15 protein-coding genes are annotated in these 14,351 nt (G+C 73.8%); 5 read left to right on the top strand and 10 right to left on the bottom strand.

Going from position 1 to position 14,351, the window contains the following annotated elements:
- The first annotated feature begins 262 nt into the window (after positions 1-262).
- Positions 263-1,480 (top strand): DUF5925 domain-containing protein, encoded by a 1,218-nt coding sequence (locus ACTWQC_RS35205; protein WP_443319941.1) that lies wholly within the window; start codon positions 263-265, stop codon positions 1,478-1,480.
- 64 nt (positions 1,481-1,544) lie between these two features.
- On the opposite strand, the gene ACTWQC_RS35200 is transcribed toward ACTWQC_RS35205, so the two are convergent.
- Positions 1,545-1,922, bottom strand: coding sequence for a GntR family transcriptional regulator (locus tag ACTWQC_RS35200; protein WP_443319940.1), 378 nt, complete (start codon positions 1,920-1,922; stop codon positions 1,545-1,547).
- Positions 1,923-2,265: 343 nt separating this feature from the next.
- Between ACTWQC_RS35200 and ACTWQC_RS35195 the strand changes: the two genes are divergently transcribed.
- Entirely contained in the window at positions 2,266-3,090 is an 825-nt protein-coding gene (locus tag ACTWQC_RS35195) for an alpha/beta fold hydrolase (RefSeq protein WP_443319939.1), read from the top strand.
- Between the two features lie 19 nt (positions 3,091-3,109).
- Here ACTWQC_RS35195 and ACTWQC_RS35190 read toward each other — a convergent pair whose 3' ends face one another.
- From ACTWQC_RS35190 to ACTWQC_RS35160, 7 genes are all read right to left on the bottom strand, one after another.
- Entirely contained in the window at positions 3,110-3,865 is a 756-nt protein-coding gene (locus ACTWQC_RS35190; RefSeq protein ID WP_443319938.1) for a class I SAM-dependent methyltransferase, read from the bottom strand.
- Positions 3,866-3,918: 53 nt separating this feature from the next.
- Positions 3,919-4,401, bottom strand: a complete 483-nt coding sequence (locus ACTWQC_RS35185; protein WP_443319937.1) for a GNAT family N-acetyltransferase — start codon at positions 4,399-4,401, stop codon at positions 3,919-3,921.
- Positions 4,402-4,403: 2 nt separating this feature from the next.
- The gene (locus tag ACTWQC_RS35180; RefSeq protein ID WP_443319936.1) at positions 4,404-6,455 is read right to left on the bottom strand and encodes a carboxyl transferase domain-containing protein; all 2,052 of its coding nucleotides are present in this window, start codon (positions 6,453-6,455) and stop codon (positions 4,404-4,406) included.
- A gap of 18 nt (positions 6,456-6,473) precedes the next feature.
- Positions 6,474-7,307, bottom strand: coding sequence for an anti-sigma factor (locus tag ACTWQC_RS35175; protein ID WP_443319935.1), 834 nt, complete (start codon positions 7,305-7,307; stop codon positions 6,474-6,476).
- Entirely contained in the window at positions 7,286-7,870 is a 585-nt protein-coding gene (sigK, locus tag ACTWQC_RS35170; protein ID WP_443319934.1) for an ECF RNA polymerase sigma factor SigK, read from the bottom strand. Before sigK ends, ACTWQC_RS35175 begins: the two co-directional genes overlap by 22 nt.
- A 269-nt stretch (positions 7,871-8,139) precedes the next feature.
- Positions 8,140-8,556, bottom strand: a complete 417-nt coding sequence (locus tag ACTWQC_RS35165) for an ATP-binding protein (protein ID WP_443319933.1) — start codon at positions 8,554-8,556, stop codon at positions 8,140-8,142.
- A 114-nt stretch (positions 8,557-8,670) separates the two neighbouring features.
- Positions 8,671-9,078 carry a hypothetical protein gene (locus ACTWQC_RS35160; protein ID WP_443319932.1) on the bottom strand — a complete coding sequence of 136 codons (408 nt, stop codon included), beginning with the start codon at positions 9,076-9,078 and terminating at the stop codon, positions 8,671-8,673.
- Between the two features lie 634 nt (positions 9,079-9,712).
- Here ACTWQC_RS35160 and ACTWQC_RS35155 point away from each other — a divergent pair.
- Entirely contained in the window at positions 9,713-10,720 is a 1,008-nt protein-coding gene (locus ACTWQC_RS35155; RefSeq protein WP_443319931.1) for a lytic polysaccharide monooxygenase, read from the top strand.
- 142 nt (positions 10,721-10,862) lie between these two features.
- On the opposite strand, the gene ACTWQC_RS35150 is transcribed toward ACTWQC_RS35155, so the two are convergent.
- Positions 10,863-11,324, bottom strand: coding sequence for an Lrp/AsnC family transcriptional regulator (locus tag ACTWQC_RS35150; RefSeq protein ID WP_443319930.1), 462 nt, complete (start codon positions 11,322-11,324; stop codon positions 10,863-10,865).
- Positions 11,325-11,404: 80 nt separating this feature from the next.
- On the opposite strand from ACTWQC_RS35150, the gene ACTWQC_RS35145 reads away from it, so the two are divergent.
- Positions 11,405-12,688, top strand: coding sequence for an APC family permease (locus ACTWQC_RS35145; RefSeq protein WP_443319929.1), 1,284 nt, complete (start codon positions 11,405-11,407; stop codon positions 12,686-12,688).
- 37 nt (positions 12,689-12,725) lie between these two features.
- On the opposite strand, the gene ACTWQC_RS35140 is transcribed toward ACTWQC_RS35145, so the two are convergent.
- Positions 12,726-13,697 (bottom strand): GlxA family transcriptional regulator, encoded by a 972-nt coding sequence (locus tag ACTWQC_RS35140; RefSeq protein WP_443319928.1) that lies wholly within the window; start codon positions 13,695-13,697, stop codon positions 12,726-12,728.
- A gap of 72 nt (positions 13,698-13,769) precedes the next feature.
- Here ACTWQC_RS35140 and ACTWQC_RS35135 point away from each other — a divergent pair.
- Positions 13,770-14,351, top strand: a 582-nt coding sequence (locus ACTWQC_RS35135; RefSeq protein WP_443319927.1) for an MFS transporter, incomplete at its 3' end; no start/stop codon positions are given.

Raw genomic sequence — 14,351 nt, 5'->3', positions numbered from 1 at the left:
AGCGGAAGTATTGCTCCCGCTCGCGGATCAGCCTCTTGCGCCCCTGCGCGACCGTCCGGTCCTGCCGGATCTCGAAGTCCATCGCACCCCTTGAGCTGGGGTGTTGCAACGACCACTAGAACTCAAGAGGTCCGCGGCGGGGCCCTCTCAGCGTGGTCGCCGGACGACTGCACCCGTGCGGTTCGACCGGTTTTTCGGATCAGGTCGGTAACCGGTGAAAACCTGGGTGCGTAGGGGCCGTCCGTGCCGGATCATGGGCGGCATGTGTGCCGACCGACCGTACGACGACAGGAGGCGGATCCTGCCCTCTCCCGACACCGCTCCGGACAGCACTGCCGACGACGCTGCCGACAATGCTCCGGACAGCGCTTCCGACAGCGCTCCGGACCACGCCCTGCCGATCCGGCTCACCATGGACGACAGCGACTCGCCCTCCGATGTCGTGGACGCGCTGTTCCTGGGCCGGTTCGCGACCGGCGAGCAGCCGTACTCCCGCAGCTCCTCCATCGACCGCGTGAAGTCGGGGGTCACGCTGCTGCCCCCGGCTGCGACCGTGCTCCGCTCGGCGCGCGACGACGACCGCAGCGCGCTGCTCGCGGAGGGCGACGGCTGGACCCTGCTGGTGTCGCGGTGGAACCGCGGTGCGGACGTGACGGTGACGGCGGTCGACGACGAGCTGGCGGAGAAGGTGCTGCGTCGCTGCGTCGACGGCGCGGAGGACGAGCCGGAACCACAGCCCGAGAACGTGACGATGGGCTTCTGGTACGTGTCGCCGCGGCGCGGGCCGCACCGTACGACCCGGCAGATCTCGGCCGGCACCTGGGACGAGATCCGGCCGAACTACACCGCTCCGGTGGCCGATGCGATGGACGGGCTGATGAAGGTCACGCCCGACGACATCGCGGGCCGCCTGCTCCTCCTGCACGGCCCGCCGGGCACCGGCAAGACGTCGGCGCTCAGGACGCTGGCCAGGTCGTGGCGCGCCTGGTGCCAGGTCGACTGCGTGCTCGACCCGGAGCGGCTGTTCAGCGACGTCGGCTACCTGATGGACATCGCGATCGGCGAGGACGACGGCTCGGCCAAGGGGCGGTGGCGGCTGCTGCTGCTCGAGGACTGCGACGAGCTGATCCGCGGCGAGGCCAAGCACACGGCGGGACAGGCTCTCTCGCGGCTGCTCAACCTCACGGACGGGCTGCTGGGCCAGGGCCGGAACGTGCTGGTGGGCGTCACGACCAACGAGGATCTGGAACGGCTCCACCCGGCGGTCGTCCGGCCGGGCCGCTGCCTGGCCCGTATCGAGGTCGGGCCGCTGACCCGGCGGGAGGCGGTCAACTGGCTCGGCACGGACGCCGAAGGGCTGGAGGACGGCATCGGCCGCGACGGCGCGACGCTCGCCGAGCTCTTCGCCCTCCGCCGCGGCACGAGCCCTTCGTCGGTCCCGCAGCAGCCCTCCGACAGGGACGCGGGCCTCTATCTGTAGTCGTCTGTGGCCATGTGCGACCACGACCATGTGCGGCCACCTGCACGCCCGTTGGGGCCGCGCGTCACGAACTGCCGTACGCGGCACGGAGGGCGTCTTCCACCGCCGCGCGGGCCGAGGCGTGGTCCAGGCCCAGACGGTGTACGCGCTGGGCGTAGGCCGCGGCCGCCGCCGCGGCCTCGCGTTCCGCCGCGTCCCCCGCGGGGGCGACGAACGTGCCGTTCCGGCCACGCGTCTCGATCACGCCGTCCGACTCCAGCGCGCGGTACGCCTTCGCGACGGTGTTCGCCGCAAGACCGAGTTGCTCCGCCAGCCCGCGGACCGTCGGCAGCCGGTAGCCGACCGGCAGCGCGCCCGAGCGCGCCTGGTCGGCGATCTGGGCCCGCACCTGCTCGTACGGTGCCTCTGCGGCGTCGCTGACGACGGTGACCTTCAGGCTCACGGGAGCTCCTCGCGGATGGCTTGCGGCTGTGCGCTGTGCTGCGGCGCGTTCCCGGCCCGGTGGCGTGTGGGGGCCTTGGAGCCGCGCTCGCTTTGTCGCACTCATTGTGTGGGACGGCGTGGGTGGGGGCCGGCCGCGGCACGCGAAAAACCTGCCCGCCCATCACCGGATCGGTGACACCAGCCCTGGTGGCACAGGTCCTGCGCCCCTGCGGGCTGGTCCGAGTCGGCTGCTCGCCCCCACGGGCGGGCGCAACCGTCCGGTCAGCCCCCTCAGTCCCTGAACCGGCTCCGCAAGGATATTGAGAGGCGAACGCGTGGCCTCGGCACCTACTGTGCGCCCCATGGAGACTGCTGCCGTCAACGACATCACCGTCGCGTACGAGGACCGCGGCACCGGCGGGCCGCCGCTGGTGCTCGTCCACGGCCACCCCTTCGACAGCTCGATGTGGGGGCCGCAGGTGCGCGAGTTCGCCTGGGACCAGGGGCGCCGGGTCATCACTCCGGATCTGCGGGGCTACGGCGGCAGCACCATCGTCCCCGGCAGGACGAACCTCGACGTCTTCGCCCGCGACATCGCTGCTCTGCTCGACCACTTGGGGGTGGACGGCATCGTTCTCGGCGGTCTGTCCATGGGCGGCCAGATCGTGCTCGAGTTCCACCGGCTGTTCCCGGAGCGGGTGCGCGGGCTGCTGCTCGCCGACACATTCGCGCGGGGCGAGACCGAGAAGGGCCGGAGGTGGCGCAACGAGATGGCCGACCGGCTGCTCCGCGAGGGCATGGGCGGCTACGCGGGCGAGGTGCTCTCGAAGATGGTGGCGCCGTACAACGTCGAGGCGCTGCCGGACGTCGCCCGGCATGTGCACCGGATGATGTGCGGCGCGCCCCCGGAGGGCGCCGCGGCCGCGCTGCGGGGCCGCGCGGAACGCCCGGACTACACAGAGATGCTCCCGAGGATCACCGTGCCCGCGCTCGTGGTGGTGGGCCAGGACGACGAGTACACGCCGGTCGCCGACGCCGAGTTCATGGCCGAGCGCATTCCGGATGCGGAGCTGGCCGTCATCGAGGGCGCGGCACACATGCCGAACCTGGAGCGCCCGGCGGAGTTCAACGCGGTGCTGCACCGCTTCCTGGACTCCCACTTCCCGGTGGCGGCCGGGACCGGGTGACGAGCCGACGCCACGCTGATCACCGGCCGTTGGCGAGCGGCTGCTGGCTCACCGGCCGGTGGCACGCGGGCGGCGAGGGGCGGACCAGCATCGCGTACCGCTCGTCCGCGACCGGGCGGCCCCACAGGGCCGGGTCGGCGGACAGGCTCTCGGTACGGACGAAGGCTGCAGGCAGCTGGGCGGCGGCCGCGGCGAGTTCGGCGGCCGGTATGCCGACGGGTCGCGCGGTACCGGTGCGGGTGCCGGTGCCGGTGCCGGTGCCCCAGAAGCCTTCGATCAGGACGAGCCGTCCGCCCGGGCGCAGCAGCCCGGACCAGCGGCGCAGCACGGCGGCGGGGTCGCCGAGCATCCACAGCACGTGCCGGGCCAGGACGGCATCGAACCGCCGCTCCCCCACGGGTGGTTCGGCCGCGTCCCCGACGAGCACCCGCGCGCCGGTCCCCGCGAGCTTGGCCCGGGCGCGCTCGGCCATCCTCGGCGAGAGGTCGACAGCGGTGACCCGGTGGCCCTGCTCCGCCGCGAGCAGCGCCAGGCTGCCGGTGCCGCAGCCCAGATCGAGCACGTCGGACGGCTCGCCGGGCAGCCAGCCCGCCAGCCGCCCGCCCCACGCGGCCCGTACGGCCGGATCGCGCAGCCCGTGGTCCGGCTCGTCGTCGAACCGCGCCGCGGCGGAGTCCCAGTACGTGGCTGCAGGGTCCCCGTACGCGGCTGTGCCGGTCCCAGGTGTCCCGGTCTCGTCTGCTCGGGTCCGCTCTGCCTCAGTCTCGTCGTCCACACCGCGATCGTCGCACCCGCCACTGACAGTGGACGTTCGCTGCCGCCGCTTCGCTACAGCCGCTTGCGGTAGTGGATGCGGTCGTACGGGTCGTCCTGGTGCCGCTGCGTCACCTCGTAGCCGTAGCGCGGATAGAGCTGCCGGTTCTCCCACATCAACGCATGGGTGAAGAGGCGGACTTCGGGCAGGCCGCGCTTGCGCGCGTACTGCTCTGTGAAGGCCAGCAGACGCCTGCCCAGGCCGCGGCCGTGTGACCGCGGGTGGACGGCGATGCTCTCCAGGAGGAGGTGGTCCGCGCGGGGCACGAGGACGAGAACGCCCTCGACCGGGTCGCCGGTCACGAATACACGCCCCGCCGCGATATCGGCCGCGTGGTCCGCGTCCATGGGGGCGGGCCGTACGCCAATCCGCTCGACGTAGTGGTGGTACGCGGCATCGGTGACGGATCGTACGGCGGGCGCGTCGGCCGGGGTCGCGGGACGGATGCGGTCGTCGTCGATGGTGTTGCCCATGGTGTCGTCCGTGGTGTCGTCCATGGTCAGGTGCTCCTGCCGAGCCGGCGGTGGCGGCGCCTGCGGGCGGCGAGCCGTACGGTGGGCGATTCGGCGCGCAGGGCGGCGAGTTCGGCGCCGAGCACGTCGCCGAGGCGGGTGAGGAAGAGCCCGGGCTCGTCGGCGGCGTCGCGGTCGCCGGCGGCGTCGCGGTCGCCGACGCCCTCGGGGGACCCGGGGGCCTGGGGAGTCTGGGGGGCCTCCTCGACGATGCGGTCCACGATGCCGTGGGCGAGGAGGTCGGCGGACCGTACGCCCTGGCGGTCCGCGACCTCGTACGCGTGCTCCGTCGTCCGGTACAGGATCGCGGACGCGCCTTCCGGGGGCAGCGGGGAGAGCCAGGCGTGCCGGGCCGCGACCACCCGGTCCGCGGGCAGCAGCGCGAGCGCGCCACCGCCCGCGCCCTGGCCGAGCAGCAGGCAGAGGGTCGGCGCGGGCAGCGTGACGAGGTCGGCGAGGCAGCGGGCGATCTCGGCCGCGAGACCGCCTTCCTCGGCCTCGCGGGTGAGCGCTGCGCCCGCGGTGTCGACGACGGTGAGCAGCGGCAGGTCGAGCTCGGCGGCGATCCGCATGCCGCGCCGGGCCTCCCGCAGCCCGCCGGGCCCCAGCGGGGGTGCGGCCTCGCCGCGGCGGTCGTGGCCGAGGACGACGCAGGGCGTGCCGCCGATGCGGGCGAGCGCGAGGAGCAGACCGGGGTCGTGCTCGCCTGCCCCGGTCCCGCTGAGCGGTGTGACGTCCCGCCCCGCAACCTTCAACAGGGCCCGGACCCCCGGCCGTTCCCCTCGCCGCGACCGCCGAATCGACTCCCCGGCGGACGGCCCGCCGACCGCGCCCGCGGCCGACCGGCCCGACCCGGACCCGGACAACGGCCCCACCGCCCCGCCCACACCACTACGAACCGCCTCCCCCTCACCGGGCGTCCCAACGAGCCCCTCAGGCATGCCCGCTGTGCCCGCGACGCGGTCTGCCGCGCTGCCCTGCCCCGCCGTCCTCTGCCCCGGCTCCCGGGCACCGCTGTCGCCGGCCGCCGCCTCCGCGGCGGCCGAGGCCGGCCCGCTACCAGCCGCGGGCCCGGCAGCTGGACCGCCGCCCGAGCCGCCCGTCTCACCGTCGGCCGACGCCCCAACGGGCCCCTCGGCCCCGCCCGCCGACCCTGCGGCGGCCGGGCCCGGATCGGCGTCGGGACCGGGCCCGGCAGCTGAGCCGCCGCCCTCACCGCTCACCGCACCGTCGGCCGGTGAGCGGTGAGGCATCTCCCGCACGCCCGGCGCGCCCGCGGCGTCGTCGGCGCCGGGTGGGCGGGCCGCATCAGCCGGGCCGTCGTTCGCCCCGTTTGCCACAGCGGCAGCGTCCCCGCTCAGGATGCCCAGTGCCCGCGCCGCCACATCCGAGAGCTGGTCCGCGGGCAGTACCGCGTCCACCAAGCCCTGCGCCAGCAGGTTTTCGGCGGTCTGGACTCCCGGCGGGAACTCCTCGCCGTAGAGGGCCTCATGGACGCGGGGGCCCAGGAAGCCGATCAGCGCGGCCGGTTCCGCCGCGGTGACGTGGCCCAGGGATCCCCAGGAGGCGAGCACGCCGCCCGTCGTCGGGTGCCGGAGGTAGACCAGGTACGGGAGCCCCGCCGCCTTGTGGTCGGTGATGGCCGCGGTGACCTTCACCATCTGGACGAAGGCGACCGTGCCCTCCTGCATGCGGGTGCCGCCGGAGGCGGGCGCGGCGATGAGCGGGAGCCGCTCCTGCGTGGCGCGCTCCACGGCCCGTACGAGCCGCTCGCCCGCCGCGATGCCGATCGATCCGGCCAGGAAGCCGAACTCGCAGGCGACGATCGCGGCACGGCGCCCGCGTATCCGGCCCTCACCGGTGATGACGGACTCGTCGAGGCCGGTGCGCTCGCGAGCGCGCTCCAGGTCGGCGCGGTAGTCCGGATCCTCCGTCGTGACGGCCACGGGCCGGTCCCAGCTCCGCCAGCTGCCGGGGTCGACGACGGCTTCGATGAGCCGCAGCGCTGCGGAGGGGGTGCGGGAGCTCGGTCCGGTCATGGTCATGAGGACACCCTGTCAGCCCGGCTGGGCGAAGCTGAACTGGGCCAGTGGCTCGGTGGTCGGCTGCGCCGAGCCGCCCGCCGGTTCGACGCTGATGGCCATGCCGGTCGCGCTGCCGACCGGTCCCGCCAGTACGGTCTCGGTCTCCGCCCCGGCGGGCACCAGCCCGGCCGAGCGCACCGCGCCGGCGTCGTCGTACCACAGCTGGTACACCCTGCCGCCGGACAGCGTGGGCAGGCCCGCGGCGAAGAACGCCGCCTTGCCCATCGCGCGCGAGACGACCACCGTCCCGCGCGCGCCGTCGCCGAGCGGCTGGGAGACGGACGTCGCGTCAGGAGCCGTCAGTACGGCGGCCACCTCGTCGGCCTGCCGGGTGCTCTGCCGCGCCTCCCGCCGGGCCTGCTCGGCCTCCTGGTACTGCCAGACGCCGATCCCGCCGAACGCCGCGGCGACGGCGACGCAGGCCGCGAGGACCATACGGGGAAGCCGCCCCTGCCTGCGGGGGCGGGGCACGCCGGGCGGGGCCTGCGGGCCGGGGGCCGGGGCCAGGGCCGGGGCGGAGGGCGGCTCGACCTGGCGGACCGGCTCCGCCCGGCGCACCGGCTCCACCTGGCGGACCGTGGTGATGCGGCGCATCACCTCGTCCTTCATCCCCGGCGGTACGGGCACGGCCACAGCCAGCCCCAGCTGAGCGGCCGTGGCCCGCAGCTCCTGCACCTCCCGCGCACACGCCTCGCACTCGGCCAGGTGCTCCTCGAACGCCTCCCGCTCCTGCGGCGACAGCGCATCCAGGACGTATGCCCCGGTCAGCGTGTGCACGTCGGCGTTCACACCGACCCGCCAAGGCATTCCCGCAGCCGGATCAGGGCGTCCCGCATGCGGGCCTTCACCGTGCCCAGCGGCGTCCCGAGCAGTCGCGCGACCTCCTGGCAGGTCAGTCCCCGGTAGTAGGCCAAGGTGACCGACTGGCGCTGCACTTCGCTCAGGGTGCGCAGGCAGCGGCGCACCTGGTGCCACTCCAGCTGCGTCTCCACCGTCTCGGCGACGTCGTCGAAGGCGGCGTTCCGGTCCCGTGACGCCGCCAGGTGCTCCCGTTCCGCCGCCGACTGCTCGGCCCGCACCCGGTCCACAGCCCTGTGGTGTGCCATCGTCATCACCCACATCGCGACCGTCCCCCGTTCCGGCTGGAACCGTGCGGCGGTGCGCCACACCTCCAGCATGACCTCCTGGGCGACGTCCTCGGCCTGGCCGGGGTCGCGCAGCACCCTCCGCGCCATTCCCAGTACGGGCCCCGCCAGCGCCTCGAAGACCTGCTCGAAGGCCTCCTCGTCGCCGGAAGCGACGCGTCCGACCAGCTCCGCCAGATCCGCTTCGCCGGCGGAGCGCGCGCGCAGCGGGGAGATCCCTCTCACCGCCGGCCGCCTTCGGGGCGAGCGGCGGTGGCCGGGGCGGGAAGCGGCCAGACGCAATCGGTCATCTCGTGTCTCCACGGAGGCGATATCCGTTCCGACTCCGTTCCGAGTCTCCGTCACGGGCGCGGCGACCGCACACGCACGGCCGTACGGGCCGCTGCCTTCAGCGGTGCGGTACACCGCCGCCACGGCCGCCACGGCCGTCCTCGGGGCCGTCTTCGGGGCCGTCCTCGTGGCCGTCTTTCGCGGTCCTCGGACGCGCCCTCCGGTTACGCGAGGGCGAGCGTGGCGTGGGTGGTCTTCCCGTGCCCTTCGGGGGTGGCGTAGAGGCTGGTGGTGAGCGACTGGAGGAGGGGCCAGCCCAGGCCTCCGGTGCCGTCGACGAGGTCGGGGGTGCGGGGGGCGGGCATGGTGGAGCTGCTGTCGGTGACGGCGACCTCCAGGGTGCGGGGACCGGCGGCGAGGCGGAGCGCACTGCGGCCGCCTGCGTGCCGTACGGCGTTGGTGACCAGCTCGGACACGATCAGGAGGGCGTCGTCGCGGGTGCCGGCCGGCAGGCCGGGACAGGTGCGGTCGAGAAATTCGCCAGTGGCCTGGCGTGCGGCGGCGGGCGCCAGCGGCCCGTCGTCCATGTGGATGGTGCAGCACCGGCAGCGGCGGTCGGGGTGGGTGAGTGTCGCGGACATGGCTTTGGCTGCTTCGGTGTGTGTTGGCGGATGGTGCTTGGCGCGGTGCGCGGATGCCGGGGGCGTGGCCCGCGCGGGAGGCCGGGCCTCGCCCCCGGGCAGCGGGTGGTCAGGTCAGCGGTGCTTGCACTCCCAGTGGCCCTTGACCCAGTGCTTCTCCCAGTGGCCCTTGATGTGCTTGGCCTCCCAGTGGCCCTTGTGGAACTGGCCCTTGTGGAGCCAGAAGCCGTGGTGCCACTTGTGGTTCTTGTCGAAGTAACCGGGGTGGAACTGCTTGGAGTGGGCGCGGAATCCCTTGTGCCAGGTGGTCTTCCAGTGGGCCTTGACCCACTTCTTCTCCCAGTGGCCCTTGTGCCAGACGCAATGCTTGCCGTGCGGGTCCACAGTGACCTGGGCGGTCGCCGCTGTCGGTGCCGGAGCGGCGCCGGCCGTGCCGGCGGTGCCGAGCGCGGCTCCGCCGGCCAGCAGGCCGGTCGCCGCAGTGGCCGCGATCAGGCGGCGGGTGCGCGCGGAGACGCTCATGAGTCACACCTCCTTCGTTGGTGTAGCGGGCACGCGACCTGTTCACCGCGTGCTGTTGTGACACAGGGGATTCGGGGCCCGTACACCTCTGGGATGGAGCAAGAGGGCGCAAACCAGCCCGGCGAATCCTGTAGGCCTTGGCGCTTGCAAATCTGTCGATAGCTGCTCAAAATGCCTTCGCCATCGAGACGGCTCCGCACCAGCAGGGCGAGACCCTGGGCGCGCGAAACGGGGGCGCCGGTCCGGTCGCCCGCCTCCACACCGACGGGCTCGTCGAATCCCCGCCACGGCGCCTCAGTTGGCGGCGTGACCGCGCCCATTCTGTGCTCACGCTCAGCGGAGACTTAAGGGCACCATAAGGATCTCCTAGGACCCCTCCCAACAGCGGAATTCCCGGTTCTACGGGTCTAGCGTGCTGTTCGCTGCGACAGGCGGACGAGGCCGCCGGTGCCGTCTTCGGGGGGCGGCGCCGGCGGCCTCGCCCGCCCTTCGCCCCCAACTCCCCCAGCCCAGAACCTCGGGCCCGCGCTCCCCGGCCCCAGAACCTCGGGCCCGAACCCGAACCCGAACCTCGGGCCCGAACCCATACCCCCGAACACCCAACCCCCCACCCCGCACTATGAGGAGATCCCCGATGACCCCTCGTCGCAAGGCCGCCGGAATCGCCGTGATCGGCATCGTGCCGCTGGCGCTGACCGCCCTCGCCACCGCCCCGGCCGTCGCGCACGGCTCCATGACCGACCCGGTCAGCCGGGTGTCCGCCTGTTTCGCCGAGGGGCCGGAGAACCCGGACTCGGCGGCGTGCAAGGCGGCTGTGGCGGCCGGCGGCACCCAGGCGTTGTACGACTGGAACGAGGTCAACATCGGTGACGCCGCCGGGAAGCACCGCGAGATCATCCCGGACGGCAAGCTGTGCAGCGCGGGCCGCGACAAGTACAAGGGCCTGGACCTGCCCCGCGCCGACTGGCCGTCGACCCAGCTGTCCGGGGGCAGCCACACCTTCCGCTACAAGGCCACCGCCCCGCACAGAGGCTCGTTCGAGCTCTACATCACCAAGGACGGCTACGACCCCACCAAGCCGCTGAAGTGGTCGGACCTGGAGTCCGAGCCGTTCGCGACGGTGAAGGACCCGAAGCTGGAGAACGGCGCGTACGTCTTCGACGGCACGGTGCCGGGCAAGTCCGGCCGCCACCTGATCTACAGCATCTGGCAGCGCTCGGACAGCCCCGAGGCCTTCTACACCTGCTCCGACGTGGTGTTCGGCAAGGGCAGCGGCGGCGGCTCCGCCCAGGCACCGGAGGCCAGCGCCCCGACCGACGGCCAGATCGAGGACGGCGCCGACGAGTCGACGGTCGACCACGGCGGCCACGGCGGCGACGACCACGGAACCGGCAACGGCACGGAGGCCGCTCCTGCCGGGGAGTCCGCGCCGGAGACGGCCACGGACCCCGACGAGGCGGGCAACGCCCCGGCCCCCAACGGCTCGGCCGGCTCCTCCGCCGATGACGAGAAGCTCGCCCGGACCGGCGGAGACAGCAGCACCACGCCGATCGCCCTCGGCGGCGCGGCGGTACTCGCTCTCGGCTCGGCAGTCCTGTTCGCGACAACCCGCCGCAAGCCCGCTGTGCGCCGCCGCGGCTGACGCCCCATCACGTCCGCGGTCTGCACAATCTCCGTACGGCGTACCGAGGTCAGACGCCGTACGGCCCCCGGCGCCGCCGCTCCTTCCCCCACAGGGGCGGCGGCGCCGCCCTTTTCAGCTCTGTCAGCTCTGTCAGCTCCGGTCAGCCCCCGGGGAGCTGCGCGACGACGTCCTTGGCCACGTGCTGGTAGATCACCGAGCTGCGGAAGTCCACGACCTCCCGGCGCCCCGAGAAGCGATCCATGAGGAAGGTGTGCAGCTGGTCGACGTCCGGGACGGCGACATGGACCAGGAAGTCGTCGCCACCCGCCACGCAGTAGACCGACAGCACTTCGGGCAGGCCGATCGCGTACGCCTTGAAGCCCTCGATGACGTCGCGGCTCAGCGGCCGGACCCGGACCGCGACCAGCGCCTGCACCGGCCGGTCCATCGCTCTCAGGTCGACCGTCGCCTTGAATCCGGTGATCACCCCGCGGGCGCGCAGGGCGCGGACCCGCTCCAGGCATGTGGAGGGGGCGACGCCAAGTGTGCGGGCGAGTTCGCGGTTCGTCTGCCGTGCGTCGCGCTGGAGTTCACGGACTATCGCCGAATCAATGTCGTCCATGGCCGCCATGTTCACACGCCTGCCGAACGACCTTCGGCACGGGCCCCCGGGGAGCGGTTCTCCGTCTAGCTTCCCACGGCATGACGGAACATCGTACGAAGTCGCGCACCCCGTCTCCCGTTCTGCGGCGGCGACTTGGCCTCGGCGGCGGCACCGCCCTGTACGCGGGCGCCGTGCTCGGCCCCGGTGTGCTCGCCCTGCCCGCGCTCGCCGCGGCAGCCGCGGGCCCCGCATCGGTCCTCGCCTGGGCATGTCTTCTTGCGGCGAGCGTGCCGGTCGCGGCCGCCTTCGCCGCACTCGGGGCGCGCTTTCCGGACGCCGGCGGAGTGGCCACCTATGTCCACCGGGCGTTCGGGCCGCGCGCCGCCGCAGCCGTCGGCTGGTGGTTCTTCGGGGCGGTACCGCTCGGGGTGGTGGCGGCGGCGTGGATCGGCGGCCAGTACGCCGCCGCGGCCCTGGGCGGCCCGTCCCGTACGGGCGCGGCGGCCGTGGGCGCACTGGTGCTGGCCGCGGCCTTCACCGCCAACTGCGCGGGACTGCGGCTCTCGGGCCGGATGCAGCTGCTGCTCGTCGGGCTGCTCACCGCGCTGCTGCTGTTCGCGGTGCTCGCGGCGCTCCCGCACGCGCGCGCCGCGAACTTCACACCCTTCATGCCCGGGGGCTGGTCCTCGGTCGGCTCGGCGGCCGGAGTGCTGTTCTTCGCCTTCGCGGGGTGGGAGGCGGCCAGCCATCTGTCCGGCGAGTTCGCCGCGCCGCGGCGCGACTTGCCGCGCGTCACGGCCCTGACGCTGGCCGTGGTCACCGTTCTCTACCTGGGACTTGCGATGGCCACGATCGGCGTGATGGGCCGCGGCGCGGCCACGACCGCCGTACCGCTCACCCGCCTCCTCGAAGCGGGCGTGGGTACGGCGGCCCGCCCCGCCGCGGCCACCGCGGCCCTGCTGCTCACCTTCGGCGCCGTCAACTCGTATCTTGCGGGCGCCTCCCGGCTGGGCGCGGCGCTCGCCCGGGACGGCGCGGCACCGCGGTGGATGGCCCGGGGGGCCGCACCGGGCGAGGTGCCGCGCCGCAGCCTCGCCGTGCTCGCCGGCGCCTGCGCGGCGGTGGCCGCGCTGCCGGCCCTCGGCGCCACCGATCTGGACCGCCTGATGCGCGCCACCTCCGTGTGCCTCGCGGCGGTCACCCTGGCGGGACTGCTGGCGGCGCTGGTCCTGCTCCCGCGCCGTACGGCGCTGTGGTGGTCGGTGACGGCCGCGGGCGCACTGACGGCAGCGGTGCTCGCCTTCTGCGGGGCGCTGCTCCTGCTGCCGCTCGCCCTGGGGGCTGCGGCCTGCGGCTTCCTGGCTGTACGCCGTGCCACGTGAACTCAGCGCTGTCGTGGGCTCAGCGCCGCGCCCGAGTTCAGCGCCGTGCCGCGCGCTGCACGCCGCGGAAGGTGCGGCGGTAGGCAGCCGGAGTGGTGCCCAGGGTCCGGTGGAAGTGCTGACGCAGGCCGTCTCCGCTCCCCAGGCCGCTGCGTTCGGCGACGGCGTCGACCGGCAGATCCGTGGTCTCGAGCAGCTCGCGGGCCCGCGCGAGGCGTTGCCGGTTGAGCCACTTCAGCGGGGTGGTGCCCACCTCGCGGGCGAAGTGGCGTCCGAAGGTGCGGGTGCTCATGCCCGCCCGGCCGGAGAGTTCGGCGATGGTGATCGGCCGGTGCAGCCGCGCCAGGGCCCAGTCCAGGACCGGCGCGAGTCCTTCGGCGGCCCGCGCGGCGGGTGCCGGGCGGGGCGGGACGTACTGGGCCTGGTCGCCCTCGCGGTGCGGCGCGATGACCATCCTGCGGCCGACTTCCGCGGCGGCCGCCGAGCCGAAATCCCGGCGGACGATGTGCAGGCACAGATCGATCGCGGCCGCGGTTCCCGCGCTGGTGAGGATGGAGCCGTCATCGACGTAGAGGGCCTGCTCGTTGACGCGCACGCGGGGGTAGCGACGGCGCAACTCGTCGGCGTACATCCAGTGGGTGGCCGCCTCCCGGCCGTCGAGCAGCCCGGCCGCGGCGAGGACGAACGCGCCGGAGCAGAGCGAGGCGATTCGGGCCCCGCGCGCGTGCGCGTCCCTGAGCGCGTCGAGCAGTGCGGCCGGGGGCTCGTAGCCGTCCATCATGCAGGCCGGGACCACGACGAGGTCGGCGGCGCGGAGCGCCTCGAGCCCGTGCTCGGTCTCCAGCCGCAGACCGCCGGGGGCACGCTGGGCGCCGCCGGGAGCGGTGCCGCACAGCGCCAGCTCGTATCCCTCCCCGAAGACCGCGCAGGGCACGGCGAGTTCGAAGAGCGAGGTCTCCTCGAGGAGGGCCACGGCGACGCGGATGGGTTTCGGCTGCACGACGTCCATGGCGTAAATCTAGTGGGTCCTGGCATTTACGCCACTGGTTGCGTCGCCTTCGCAGGCCGGAGGCTGATGGGCATGACATGGAAGACGCTTTCTCCGCCGTCTCCGCTCTCTCCGCAGTGGCGGGTCGGGCTCGCCGGGATGACGGCGATCGGGGTGACCTTCGGCTTCGCCCGGTACGGCTACGGGCTGTTCCTGCCCGAATTCCGCCGGGAGTTCGGGCTTTCGGTCTCACTGGTGGGACTGATCGGCAGCGCCTCGTACATCGGCTATGTGGTGGCGCTGACGCTGGTCGGCGTGCTCGTATCGCGGTTCGGCCCGCGCCCGCTGGTGATCGCGGGCGGCCTCTCCGCGACCGTCGGCATGGGCCTGGTGGCCTTCGCGCGCGGGCCGGTGCCGCTCACGGCGGGGCTGATCCTGGCCGGGAGCAGCGCGGGTTGGTCGTGGGCGCCGTACTCGGACGCCGTGGACCGCCTGGTGCCGCAGGACCGGCGCGAGCGCGTCATGGGCGTGATCTCGGGCGGTACGGCGTTCGCCGTGGTGGTGGCCGGCCCGCTGGCGCTGATCGCCCGGGACACCGGCTGGCGGTACGCGTGGCTGGTCTTCGCCGCGGCCGCCCTCGCGACGACGGTCTACAACGCGCGCGTGCTGCCGTCC

Origin of the sequence: Streptomyces sp. 8N616, assembly GCF_052246385.1 — a bacterium.
Classification (GTDB): domain Bacteria; phylum Actinomycetota; class Actinomycetes; order Streptomycetales; family Streptomycetaceae; genus Streptomyces.
The sequence above is the reverse complement of the archived record's forward strand: the minus strand, read 5'-3'. Positions and strand labels throughout refer to the sequence as shown.

Excerpts from the sequence above, each read along its gene's own strand:
- ACTWQC_RS35205 (WP_443319941.1), top strand. The coding sequence starts at position 263 with ATGTGTGCCGACCGACCGTACGACGACAGGAGGCGGATCCTGCCCTCT.
- ACTWQC_RS35195 (WP_443319939.1), top strand. The coding sequence starts at position 2,266 with ATGGAGACTGCTGCCGTCAACGACATCACCGTCGCGTACGAGGACCGC.
- ACTWQC_RS35185 (WP_443319937.1), bottom strand. The coding sequence starts at position 4,401 with ATGGACGACACCACGGACGACACCATGGGCAACACCATCGACGACGAC.
- ACTWQC_RS35180 (WP_443319936.1), bottom strand. The coding sequence starts at position 6,455 with ATGACCGGACCGAGCTCCCGCACCCCCTCCGCAGCGCTGCGGCTCATC.
- ACTWQC_RS35175 (WP_443319935.1), bottom strand. The coding sequence starts at position 7,307 with ATGCCTTGGCGGGTCGGTGTGAACGCCGACGTGCACACGCTGACCGGG.
- ACTWQC_RS35165 (WP_443319933.1), bottom strand. The coding sequence starts at position 8,556 with ATGTCCGCGACACTCACCCACCCCGACCGCCGCTGCCGGTGCTGCACC.
- ACTWQC_RS35160 (WP_443319932.1), bottom strand. The coding sequence starts at position 9,078 with ATGAGCGTCTCCGCGCGCACCCGCCGCCTGATCGCGGCCACTGCGGCG.
- ACTWQC_RS35155 (WP_443319931.1), top strand. The coding sequence starts at position 9,713 with ATGACCCCTCGTCGCAAGGCCGCCGGAATCGCCGTGATCGGCATCGTG.
- ACTWQC_RS35150 (WP_443319930.1), bottom strand. The coding sequence starts at position 11,324 with ATGGACGACATTGATTCGGCGATAGTCCGTGAACTCCAGCGCGACGCA.
- ACTWQC_RS35145 (WP_443319929.1), top strand. The coding sequence starts at position 11,405 with ATGACGGAACATCGTACGAAGTCGCGCACCCCGTCTCCCGTTCTGCGG.
- ACTWQC_RS35140 (WP_443319928.1), bottom strand. The coding sequence starts at position 13,697 with ATGGACGTCGTGCAGCCGAAACCCATCCGCGTCGCCGTGGCCCTCCTC.